Below are 12989 nucleotides of genomic sequence, written 5' to 3'. Positions count from 1 at the left end.
GATTATTAATATATTTTATCATTTCCCTTTGCAGCATTTTCAATAACTTCACCATCTAATATATAGATTAACAATACAAACATTAGAATTATGAAAGCAATAAAGTTCTTATTCATAGCCTTGGGGATTGCATGTCTTGGCATGACTTTCCAATCTTGCTTAGATGATGATGATAACACTTGGAGTGATAGATATCCCAACGCGCTTGTTACAGTAAAACCGGTCAGCGGAACTTCGTTCTACATGCAATTAGACGACAGCACTACCCTATTGCCGACCAATATAACTTCTTCTCCCTACGGAAATAAGGAAGTAAGGGCACTTGTCAACCTCAAAGAAGTTAACGAGTCCAGCGGTGGATACGATAAGGCAGTTTATATCAATTGGATAGATAGTATCCGCACAAAAGCTATTGCCCCCGACATGGGATTGAATAACGATAGCATATACGGAACTGATCCTGTAGAAATAATCAGGGACTGGGTTACCCTTGTGGAGGATGGATACCTGACACTTCGCTTCAGGACGATATATGGAGATTATGGCAAAGCTCATTTCGTCAATCTGTTAGCAAGTACAGACCCTGCCAATCCTTACGAAGTAGAAATGAGGCACAATGCCTACGGCGACACCTATGGAAGAGAAAAAGACGCTTTAATAGCCTTCGACCTGAGGAGCCTGCCGGATACAGGAGGAAGTACTGTCAAGCTGAAATTGAAGTGGAAATCATTCAGCGGGGACAAATCTTTCGAGTTTGATTATTGCACACCAAGGTAAATACAAGGTTCAACAATATGGGAAAAGCAAGAGGCACACTGTTTTCAGTGTGCCTCCTTTAATCTGATATCGTGTCTACTGGTAGTCAACCATCTTTGTCACCTCTTTAGGTTTGGCAACCGCCAGACGAGCAGCATTCTTCGCTATTTCTGCATGGATATCCGATATATGCGCCGGCTTATACGGATTCTCTTCGATATCCCCAAAAATCGTTTCATATAAAGTACAGGCAACTGTAAAACGCCCGATATTCACATCTAGGTGATAACCATCACGGCAGAAATTGTCACCTACAACACTTGTACGGCCGTTCTGGATAGCCGTTCCGGCAGGTATCACAAGTAGATTGGGAGTAACCAGTTCGCTGGCTTTATAAGCAGCGTTTGTCAGCGAATCGAGCATAACCAGCTGGTTATTTTTGTAATAATCATAATCCGAGTATCCATAATCATAAGCAAATGACCATGTCTGAAGTATCGCATATTCCGTCTTCGAACTGATCGACTTATCCTTAGCATATTTCACTAATTGAGGAATAGAATAATATGACTTTTCCTGCCCCGACAACCAGCTCTGCTGTTGGAAGCTGACATAGTCCCATTCTTCGGACTGAAGAATCTCTTTTACGGTTTTACCTCCTGCTCCAACAACATTTCCGGCCTCATCTCTTTTCCAATACTGATAAACAGGACTATCATGTTTCGCACGATCCAAATGGTCATCCAACTCAGCACCTCCTATTGTAAGGCGGGCAACAACCAGTTTCTTACCTCCGCCGGCTGCTAAATTGCTCAGATAGTCTTGCATGGCATCGTCCGTAAAGCTATTACCTATGCCCAAGATACGCACCACATCCTGAGGATTGTGTACGACCTGCACCTGGCAAGTTGCCGAAACGCTATGGTCTTCTGCCTCAATTTTAATTTCGACATTACCCTTTTTCAAGGCAGTCACCTTTATCGAGTTATCCTGATTGATAAAAATGCTCACAATATCTGTCGGCACGGCAGTCCATATAAAGCTTTTTTGCGAGACTGCTTCGCTCGAGAAGGTAGGAATAAGAATATCTTCCTCTCCGACTTCGAGCGTAATGGATTCTTTGTCTAAGGTTACATACTCTTCCGGAACGAGTGGTTCTTTATCATCGTCACTACTACATGATATCATCCCTGTAGACATAGTGACTAATAACAATAACACTAATGTTTTGATTGTTTGTTCTAATTTCTTCATAATTTCTAATAGTTTAAATATATTACTTTTTGTGTCAGGATAAAGGAAATATCAATGTTTAGCATCCGATATAGCCTTAGCTTTCGTAAGGGCTACTGCCCAATCCGGTTTGCCATAGCCATACGGTAAGGCCGGCGAAGCATACCTGTCGGACGATTCTTTGATAACTTGCAACAACTCTTTGCTGGTCAGCTTAGGATACGCCTGCCAGAGGCAAGCTGCCAAACCGCATGTAATAGGGGATGAAAAAGACGTACCACTGAAAGAAGAGGTTATATTTCCCGTACTGTTACCATCGGTACTTATAACCGGAACGGATACACCTAAAGCTACCACATCCGGCTTGATGCGCCCGTCAGAAGTCATACCCCGATTGCTCGATCCCCAGATAGCAGAAGAAGAATTGATACCTCCTACTGCCAATGCTCCCGGAGAATCGGAAGGCGGATCGACCCACGAACCATCGTTGCCCGCTGCTGTGACGACAAACATCCCTTTTTCTGCGGCCAGAGTAACTCCGCGCGAACTGTGAGCCATATAACCATCAGTCATACTGTTTGTGTAATCGTCAACTCCTGTCCCAAAGGCATGATAACCTAAAGAAATATTAAGCATATCCACCCCGATGCTGTCGGCATGCTCCATACCGGCAACCATATAATCTTCTTCGATAGGGTAATCGAAACCTCGAGGATCTTCGGTCATATAAAGGCGGTAAGATGCATTGGGGGCAGTACCCACAAATGTTCCCTTTTGGTTGCTACCCATAAGGGAGAGAATCTCGATTCCATGATAATAATCGGGGTTGGAATTGTCGATGGTAGTCAAACCATTTACAAGCGATCGTATCTCTTTTATATCAATATTGTTGAGGTATGCCACATTGTGCAAATCCTTATAACCCGCATCCAGCAAGGCTATTTCTATGCCTGTTCCGGTATAGCCGGATTGGTGCAATATCTGCCCGTTACTGGTGGCGATATTCACTTTGGCACTGCCGTAATCGTTGTCGCTGGTATAGACGAAAGGGGGCGAAAGGCGAGGATAAGATGTCGAAGGAGGATCGGCTGACGAAGCAGATTCCGTACCCCGCCAAACGATTTTAGCATCTTCGACAAAGGGAAGCGATAATATATCGTTTATCATTGCCGGGGAGGTAACATGCACAGCCATTGTGTTTATCCATTTGCTTTTGGCAACGACTACGCCACCCTTCCCCTGTACAGCTTTGACGTAGTCTACCGATACGGGCAGGTCTGAAAAGTCGACAGCTATGTTCTGACGTTGACGCCGGTCGATTGCCTTTTGCGTGAGAAAGGTAGTGGGATTGGTACTGACACCCGGTTTGCCCGAAAGATAGATACGGAACTTGTAGCTGAATGCCGGCATATCGGTGACAAATACTTTGCAAGTACCTTCGATTAGAGCATCATCCGATACTACTTTTACGAGTGCCGTTCCGATATTCTGGGCAGTCACCTGCCCAGATGCGTTTACCGAAGCGATAGACGATGCATCGGACGTCCATGTATAATTGCGGGTGACTCCGTCGTCATCCAATATAGAGAATGTTAAGGGGTGATTAGTTCCTTTGTTCAGCACCAGCAACGAATTGTCGAGTTGCATGCGCGCCGAACAGCTTCCATAAAGGCGATTCCATTCGGTACCCGACCAAACGTAAAGGCCGGGGCATACATCGTTAGCTTTGGCTACATTGTACACCACAAGCCCCGTGTGGTCTATGCCATTGGTGCCGTATGTTTCTTCGGCGCAAGGTTTCAGGGTAGTTGTCTTTTGCAGGCTGACACGGGGTAGCCCTAAGCCTTTGGTCGTAGCACCATCCATTTTCAGGTCGAGCAAAGCTCCGGAAACGGGAGGTGTAGTGCTACCGATAGTCACCTGTGCCTGTAGATTTCCTCCCGCTAATAATAGCAGCACTGATAGTGCCAGCGAAGAGAGTAGAGTATATTTCTTTTGCATATAGGTTGTATTATAATATAGTATCGTTGTGTACTTTTTAAGTATTTCGTAAGCCGCCACTGCTAATCATTTTTGCAAATATATCGAGGATAGTATTAACAAAAAATAGCCTTTTCGCTTTCACAATGCATTTGGCACTAAATGCAACAGATCTGGCACTATTCTGCAACTATCCATAACTGCATTATGGTTATCTTTGTAGTGAATAACAACTTAGCAATAAACAATAACTAAGCAATATCTTCACAGCCATGTTGAAACGATTATTATTCTTATTACTATCTCTTTTTTCTTCTTTTCTGTTGTTGCCTGTTCATGCATACAATCTCCGCAAGGCGCCTAATAGCGACTCGTCGGGTAAAAGTATACGTTCCATCGCTCAGGATAGCCAGGGGATGATTTGGTTAGGAACAAGTACGGGCGCTTATAGATATAATAGTAAATATATAATCCCCCTGAATACCATAAAAGGCGTGCGGCAGATACATGCAACGATAGGCGATCAGGTATTTATGGAAACCTTGTATGGGTTAAAAGAAGCTGAAGGACAGTTTTATCAGGAATTTAACGACATAGCTTTCTCAGCATCCGACAGTAAGGGCAATTACTTTCTTCTTCAAGATAATAACAATATCTATTATAAGATGAAGGAAAGTAAGGATTTCGCCAACATACGGCTAAGCGGATTGAGAGTGAAGGAAATCAAAACATTCTTTATCGATGATACAGACGTTGCCAGAGTCGTAATGCAGGACGGGAGACTAAGAAACTTCGATATTTTATATACAGCGAACGCTATTGCATTGGAAGAAAAGCCTGAAATAAAGCTGGCTCCGGCTATCATATTCAGCTTCACACAAGATAATCATCTCTACTTCATCGATAATAACTATATTCTACTTGAATTCAGATCGGCCGACAATCAACAAATCGTAATCCAAGATCTCGGTAAGGGACTATTGGACAAGGGCGATATTACATCGGCCGTATTTTTTAAGGAAGAGTTCTATTTCGGTACGGAAAAAGGACTTTATGTAATTATGGATGAAGGGGTTTCTCAAATCATGGTAAATAAACAGGTCAATTGTTTGTTGAAAGATAAATTTCAGGAATCGATATGGATAGGGACGGATACGGAGGGATTATATACATACTCATATGATAGGTATGCTATAAAAAACAACCTTCTATCAGGCCTACACAATCCTGTAACAAAGCCTGTGACTGCCATTTACATGGATGAGAAAAATACTCTCTGGTTAGGCACAGAAGGGGAAGGTATTATTAAGATACCGAATTACTCATTCCGAAAAGGAACAGATAATATATATAGCGAACATATTAGCGAGAGATTACCTGACGATACAATATATTCATTCCATGGCTCTGAACATGGTATATGGATTGGTTGCAAATCCGGACTGGCTTTCTATTCGAAAAAGCTGAACCGAATAATACCACTCGGCTCGGGGAACAATTATTTAAAGCACATCAAAGCTATCTACCAGCAAGGCTCTACCCTCTGGGTTGCCTGTTACGAAGCGGGAATAGCAAAGGTAGAAATCGCATCCACGGAGAACATTCCCGAGTTAAGCTCCATTCGTTTTTTTACCATTGACGAAAACAAAGTCTCGCGCAATCGTTTTTCTTCCATCTTTACTATGCATAACGAGGTCTGCTTCATAAATCGGAGCAATGGCATATATAAAATAGAGAATGACCGATTGATAGAGTTTCCAATACCACAAGAGATATCTCGAAGTGCAAACCGAATAATAGCTGCGAACGATAACTCTTATATTGCAGCCACAGACTTTGGTATAGCCGAATACAACCACAATTATGAGGTGAGTAGCAATTCCGTCCTTAACAATACTGATACGAAGGACATCCTGCCGGGATATGAGCACCATTATTGGCTAAGCACGTGCGATGGGTTATCGGTCTATAACCGAGAAGTGAATTCTTTTCAGCACTTCGACGAATCGTATGGGCTAAACAGTATAGAGTATCTTTCAAATTCTTCCTTTAAAGACGAGAGAAGCGGCTTGCTGTTTTTTGGTGGCATAAATGGCTTCACTACAATACTGTATGTTACTCACCCCGAAATAACGGAGTATATGCCGACACTGAAAATGGAGAAGCTTTCTTTGTTCGGTATAAACAGGAATATAAATGATTTCAGGAAGGAAAATACAAACGAACTGATATTCGGGTATAACCAAAACTTTTTCACTCTGACATTCTTGGCATTAGACTATTTGCACGGAAGCAATTATAACTATTATTACAAAATAGGGGATGACGGGCAATGGGTCAACAATAATAATGATGGTGCTATCTCATTTACCAATATGAATCCGGGGAGATATGAATTATATGTGAAATATCATAATAAGGATCTCCACAGAGATAGTGATCTGCAACGAATATCCATTATAATACTTCCCCCGTGGTACAGGTCGGGATTGGCTTATTTTGCCTATTTTCTCATTCTTGCATTCGTATCAGTCCTTTTCATTCGGGCGATATTAAAGCTCAGGCGTAGAAAAAAAGCAGAGGAATCGGCCAGAGCAATGCAACAAAAAAAGGAAGAAATATATGAGGCCAAATTAGACTTTTTCACTGATATAGCGCACGAATTCGCCACTCCTCTTACGCTTATCTCCGGACCTTGTAACCGTATACTCGAACAAAAAGGTGTCAGTCCATTAATAGCGGAATACATAAACGTAATTAATCTGAATGCCAAGCGTATGAATTCATTAATAAAGGACTTAATGGATTTTAAACAGATAGATGCGGGATATAAAAAACCTCAGATAAGGAAATTGGATGTTTCGAATATAGCAAACAACGTAATCGACTCTTTCAAGGTCGGTATCTCGACGACTGCACCCGAAATAGAAAAGAGTTATGACAGGGAGATCGTATGGAATTCGGATGAAAAATTCTTAACTACCATATTTATCAATCTCCTCTCTAATGCAGTAAAGTATTCGGAGGGAGAGGTTATAAAATTTGAGGTATTATCTAACGATAAAGAATTAAAAATCAGAACCTCGAACAGAAGCAAAACAATCCACAAAGAAGATATTAAAAACATTTTCGACAGATACACAGTTTTCAGTAAACAAAAAAATAAATCATGGCAACAAAACGGGCTCGGGCTTGCTATAACTGCGGGGCTGGTCAGATTATTGTCCGGAAAGATTACAGCAGAAATACTCCCGGATAATATAATTGCTTTCACTATCACATTACCTTTTCTAAAAGGAGAGGAAAGTATTTATCCGGAAGTATATTCTCCACCGGCAATGAATACGAATACATTTAAGTTGGCAGCTCCACAATATGAATACAAAAATGAGCGCCCAACAGTAACAATTATAGATGATGATGAACAGGTATTATGGCTGATAGGTGACATCTTAAAAGATGATTTTAATATATTCCCTGTAAATGATCCTCTAAAGGCACTCAACCTTCTGAGTACTAACCATACAGATATTATCATTTGCGACATGATGATGAAGGGTATTGACGGTATTGATTTAACCAAAGTGCTGAAGTCGGATAAAATGATGTCTCACATCCCGTTGATTATCGTTTCAGCCGTACATGAAGCCGAGAAGCAGATAGAAGTTATAGATTCAGGAGCTGATGTCTTTATTACTAAACCTTTTGACAATGATTATCTGAAATCGGTTGTATTCCGGTTACTCATGCGTAAAACAGATCTAAAAGAATATTTTACATCGCCTTTGAGTGAATATAAGCTGGATATGGGGAAATTGCAACATGCCGATGATAGAAAATTAGTAAAACAACTACATAAAATAATCAACAAAAACATTCATGACGAGAACCTCTCATCTGATTTTATAGCCACCAGTTTGGGTATGAGTACACGAAGCCTGTACCGCAGACTTAAAGAAATAAATATCAGTTTGCACGAGATGATCCGCAATGGGAGGCTCCTTATGGCTAAGAACTTGTTGTTAAAATCGAAGCTAACGATTGATGAAATAGTTACCAGATCAGGCTTTTCTAACAAAAGTAGCTTTTATCGGGCTTTTAGTCAAAGATATGGTTGCAAGCCAACCGAGTTTAGAAAAAATAATGGTCAGGAATAAAGTATGAATCCTTTCATACCTTTCCTTCGCCAGCCTGAACTTACAAGCGATGAAACAAAAATCCCTGTAAACATTTGAATTTACAGAGATAATCTACATTTTTCTATAAGTGAGATTTAATAGTATTATCATAATAGTAGGCTGAACACGCCCTTGCTTCTGCTACACAACATACCATACCTCGTGCGGTAGATGTTGCTCTTGTCCCGGTGCGATATGAATATCTGTGTCTTGTGCATAAGCAAGAGCTTGTAATTGTGCAGGCTTAGCAGAATTATAGTGTACTCGTACATCATCCATCGAATAACCTGATAATGCTTCTATGCCGTTCTTTAATCACTAAAAAAATCTCACCGCCATTTCACCTCAATGCGTTTTTCCATCCATGGCATTTTTATCATACGGAAATTCCACGGAACCGAATCGAGAAGCATGTCATAAGCTTTCTCTTCTACTCTCAGATGAATAGCATCTTCTTTCATTTCAACTTTACCCGGACGCATAAGAAATGCTTCACGTAAAGCCATTATCGAAGTATTTCTCAATTTATCCCAATTTTGCAATACTGCTTTCAGTAGAGATTCACAGACCTCTTTATCTTCTTTTGTCAGTTCGGGTAATTGAGGTATCGGCTTTGAAATATCCATCCCAACTAATAGCTTATTTATGATATATTGTTCTTTGGGGGATCTATCATTTCCTGTAACAAGATAGTATGTAGTTGCAAGTGCTCTCAGCTGTTCTGCTTCTCCTTTAAATTTACGGTCTTCGGTAAGTGACATCAGAGAAAATAAACGAGGAAAATATGGAGTAAGTAATACTATTCCTGCATTGTCTACATAGATTGGTTCATTTTGAGGGATGTTTAGATTTTGCTTTTCCATAATAATTTCGTTTTTATGATTAATAATATTTGAATAGCTTTTTAATAATTTATTTGTTTGAAAGAAACTTTCTATTTTTTCAAAAAATAATGGTTGTTTAGATGTATCTATATCCCGTGCTATCAGATCGACAATCCGAGATAAAATATCTTCCTGACTCAGATATCTGTATTCGGCAGATAATTTGAGAAGAAGGTTCAGTATCTTCTTTCTGTTTATAGTAATATTCAACTCTGAACTAATAAATCGATACAGTAAATTTTCGATTTGCAGTATTTCATCTATAAATTTTATAAAATCAGTTTCCTCTGATAATCGTAATATAATGTCTGAAAAATTGGCTTCTTTCCCGAAATATTTTTCCAATGTTTTTTTTGCATTCTCTTGAAGCTTTTCATCTCTTGTTTCAGGAATGGGTTGGTCTTTCTGCGAAGTAAGCTTGTAGTCTTGTTTGAGTTGTTCAAAGACTTGAATCAAATCGAATGGAAGACGTACATTTTCCAATACGTTATTTTGATAAAAAAGAATTAATAAATAATCGTATGTCAGATTGTACTTCTTTGCCAGTCCGTTTATAGTAGAAATTATAAAACTTTTTTTATTGAAAAAGGAACTTCGGTTTGTCAGCAGATAAGAGTAAACAACCAGATAGACAGTATTTCTATAATTCGATTGTTGAATGTAAGCTTTATCGAGGGTAATATATTTTTCTTTCAGAAAATGAATGTATGAGCAAATAAAAGCACTTTCGTCCGGAGCTAATAAATATATGCCTTTTTCTAATAAAGGTTCATCGAGCTGATATACCAAACGTTCTTGTAAGCTGGTATAATGTCCATAAGTTAATAAAAAGGTTTTCAGTCTTTCGCTATTATCTTTTAGGACAACAAGAAATAACTCGCAAATATTTTTATACTTATCTTCGATATGCCAAGGTAAATAACCATGCAAAAGGAAATGACATAAAATAGTGAATAAGTAATCTTTTTCTGTTTGTTGATTCGATTGTTTATTATTTGTATTATTGAGATATTGCAACAACGCTTCTTCAAGCCTTTCCCGCAACAAAAGAGGAAAATGTTCATCAAAATTCTCTTCCTCTATCTGTTCCAAATCCAATTCGATACGGCTAATTTCTATTACCGAGTCTTTCTTGTCATATTTTTCTAATACACTATCAATTATTTTCTCAACATTCAGGGCAAAGAAATTATCCCAACGCTCATATAATGAACGGGTAAATTCCTCGTTTTCAGTTTTGAAATCAAATGCTATTTTACCGATTGTATTCATCTTTGAGTCGTTTTCGTTAAATCCAATATATTCAATAATTGCTTCGAAAAAATCTCCGTTTGCTTATTATCCTTTCGGGACAATAAACAAATTCTACACATATATGTGCCGGTAAACGGTCTTCTATTTTATGCTGATATTTTTCTCTATCAAACTTATTTGCCAATAAGGAAATACGAATGAAACAGGGAATCCCCATCCTGTACCCAGATATGGTTTGTCTTCAATCATAATACTATCCGCCAATCATTACTGTCGGACAACCTACCACAATACTTCCCCCATGCGCGCATGTATCACCCATACGCGCCGCGGGCTTTCCGCCTATCATCACTGTTGACGAACCTTTGACAATACTATCGGGAGGTCCTACACATACACAGTTATCTCCCATTACCGCTGCCGGTAACCTCCCTATTAATACTGTTGGTACACCCGGCCCTATAATAGGCCCTCCGACATGAGGAATCGGAGAAGGAAAAGCGGGCGTTTGCGTGGGACATGTATGCATATCTGTTATTCTTGCTGCAGGAGGCATATCTTTTTCTTTTTTAGTTAATTAATCATTACCATTGCACCTTTTACTACGGTCTGTCCGCTCGCAGAAAACTCTGCGGACGCTGTTCCCTTTGCAGTCAATTGAGCCTTAGCTTTTGCTTCGACATTCAATCCTTCAATTTTGAGATTCGATTTAGCTTTTATATCGAGATTAGCACCTGCGTCTATAAGTATATTTGTCTTTGCCTTCAACTGAATCTCTTTAGCCGAATCGAACAATATTCCGTTCGAAGTCATTTCTATTTTGTTTTTATGTTGGTCTGTCAGCTTGATAGACCTCGAATCATCGCTTATCTCAATGATATTCTTTTCCGGAGTTTGTATGGTGATAATCTTTTTCTCTTCTTCAAATTCGATTTTAAGCTTTGATTTAGATACAATCGCTTTTATCTTGTTTTCTTTTTCTATTTCGTATGGCGGTTTTTGCTTACTGCTATACAGACTTCCCAATATGACAGGATAGGTTGGGTCATTATTGAAGAAACCAAGTACAACCTCATCCCCTATTTCGGGAATAAAGAAAGAACCAAAGCCTGTACTTGCCCATAGATTGGACAAGCGCGCCCAAAGCATATTTTTCTCACCGTTTAATAAAGGAAACTCAACTTGTATTTTGTTTTCTGCCAACGGGTCATCATGTATTTTTGTGACCTTACCGACATGCAATCCGTTGATTCCCGGCAGCAATCCCGATGCTAAAGGAGCGACAACATTCTGTTGCTCGGTAATCTGTAACGGAGAAATTCCCATACCTGCCGTTGTAATCCAGTTACCGTCTTTTATCTCATGTTCTACGCTTCCTATATAGGCATTACCATTGAATCGTTTACCCAAGCCATCAATTTCGATTATACAGCCGGGCACTGCTTTAGCACTGCCTTGAAATTTAAAATCGCCTCGGATTTTTGATAATCCTGCACGAAGTAAAACTGCGTTTGCCCAAGAACGTAAGGCATTTTCATCTGTTACGGCTTCTGTTTGTAGACTCTGTTCTTCGGTTGTTATTGCCTGAGCCAATTTTCGGGCACTGCTATCGCCTTGCCGATTCAGGCTTGCTGGATTGCCATTCGTTTTTACAATTTTCTGAGTGGCACTATCCCAAGCCCATGCATTGATAGTATCAATCTGAGATGAAGCTTGTAAACGTCCGGTGAACTCCATAATATCAACTCCATAAGTTACTTTCAATACCGCAGACGCTGATACTTCTGGCCTTTTTATTGAAATATCTTTACCATCGGTTATTACGATCAAACCGTTGGCTTCGGCACGTGAAAGGATAAAATCCCAATCGGTACAATAATACTGTACAAGTTCGGGATGCTTCGTTTGAGTAGTATCTACGGAGGTTGACAAAGGAGAGTAATTACCCAATACCTGAGAAATAATATCGCTATCCTTCAATTTCTCGAAAAGACAATTTTTCCTGTTCAATGTGGCAGGAAAAGCATAATCGCGACATTCTATTTCGAGCATCGCGTTTTCATCCTTAGGAACAACAATATTATGCGAGATGACCATCCCTTCAAATATCACGTCCTCCGTGTTGTCATATCCTGCCTCAATACGGATATTGCTTCCTATATCAAACGTACTATCTTCACTTTCCTCCACGTTTTGAGTGGCTGCGTTGCCTGCTTCAAATACTAAAGTAGCTTTTCCTATCCGGTTCACTTCTTTTCGAATCCATACGGATATAAGACCGAAACTACTGTTGATTTTATCTCCATCTTTATAGATGGTGCATGTTACAAGTCCTTGACTATTTTTTGTCGGTGATTCTGCCATTTCTATTTAGTTGTGGAATATCAATGATACTCCGGGTTTTAACATCTCTGATACTATTCAATCTGTTATATTCGGCGGCGTAACAGAATGATGAATCATTATATACTTTATAGCACCATTTGGCTATACTCTCCCCTGCTTTCAAGGTTGTATTACCATTTTTTCGAGTTCAGCTATCAACGTTCATTTATTCGTCTTACTTCCTGACGTACAATCTCTTTTATTTCCTGCAATAATTCTTTCTTTAGCTGATACTTATCATTTGCATCCATGCTTTTTCGGTTTAATGTACGTTCTACCGTTGTCCGAACATTTATTTCTTTGATTACAATTGCCATAT

The 12989-nt window shown here is 39.6% G+C and carries 9 protein-coding genes; 2 read left to right on the top strand and 7 right to left on the bottom strand.

All coding sequences use genetic code 11. The features are described from left to right. Positions 1-90: 90 nt before the first annotated feature. Complete coding sequence (locus tag D0T66_RS00530) at positions 91-777, top strand: NigD-like protein (protein ID WP_163355079.1); 687 nt, start codon at positions 91-93, stop codon at positions 775-777. Positions 778-852: 75 nt separating this feature from the next. On the opposite strand, the gene D0T66_RS00525 is transcribed toward D0T66_RS00530, so the two are convergent. Next, positions 853-2010, bottom strand: coding sequence for a DUF4886 domain-containing protein (locus tag D0T66_RS00525; protein ID WP_163355078.1), 1158 nt, complete (start codon positions 2008-2010; stop codon positions 853-855). Positions 2011-2061: 51 nt separating this feature from the next. Beyond that, positions 2062-3990, bottom strand: a complete 1929-nt coding sequence (locus D0T66_RS00520; RefSeq protein WP_163355077.1) for a S8 family serine peptidase — start codon at positions 3988-3990, stop codon at positions 2062-2064. Positions 3991-4241: 251 nt separating this feature from the next. Here D0T66_RS00520 and D0T66_RS00515 point away from each other — a divergent pair, with 251 nt between their 5' ends. Next, positions 4242-8126 carry a hybrid sensor histidine kinase/response regulator transcription factor gene (locus D0T66_RS00515; RefSeq protein WP_163355076.1) on the top strand — a complete coding sequence of 1295 codons (3885 nt, stop codon included), beginning with the start codon at positions 4242-4244 and terminating at the stop codon, positions 8124-8126. 162 nt (positions 8127-8288) lie between these two features. Here D0T66_RS00515 and D0T66_RS00510 read toward each other — a convergent pair whose 3' ends face one another. The 5 genes from D0T66_RS00510 to D0T66_RS00490 form a co-directional block, all read right to left on the bottom strand. Next, entirely contained in the window at positions 8289-8450 is a 162-nt protein-coding gene (locus D0T66_RS00510) for a DUF4157 domain-containing protein (protein ID WP_370520757.1), read from the bottom strand. A gap of 26 nt (positions 8451-8476) precedes the next feature. Next, positions 8477-10303 (bottom strand): contractile injection system tape measure protein, encoded by a 1827-nt coding sequence (locus D0T66_RS00505; RefSeq protein WP_163355074.1) that lies wholly within the window; start codon positions 10301-10303, stop codon positions 8477-8479. 235 nt (positions 10304-10538) lie between these two features. Further along, the gene (locus tag D0T66_RS00500) at positions 10539-10841 is read right to left on the bottom strand and encodes a PAAR domain-containing protein (RefSeq protein WP_163355073.1); all 303 of its coding nucleotides are present in this window, start codon (positions 10839-10841) and stop codon (positions 10539-10541) included. 17 nt (positions 10842-10858) lie between these two features. Next, positions 10859-12649 carry a type VI secretion system tip protein VgrG gene (vgrG, locus tag D0T66_RS00495; protein WP_163355072.1) on the bottom strand — a complete coding sequence of 597 codons (1791 nt, stop codon included), beginning with the start codon at positions 12647-12649 and terminating at the stop codon, positions 10859-10861. A gap of 176 nt (positions 12650-12825) precedes the next feature. Further along, positions 12826-12987: a hypothetical protein gene (locus D0T66_RS00490; protein WP_163355071.1), complete on the bottom strand. Its 162-nt coding sequence runs from the start codon at positions 12985-12987 to the stop codon at positions 12826-12828. Between the last annotated feature and the right edge of the window lie 2 nt (positions 12988-12989).

This window comes from Dysgonomonas sp. 25 (assembly GCF_010501075.1).
In the GTDB taxonomy this organism is placed as follows: Bacteria; Bacteroidota; Bacteroidia; order Bacteroidales; family Dysgonomonadaceae; genus Dysgonomonas.
This window is presented reverse-complemented; position numbering and strand designations above follow the sequence as displayed.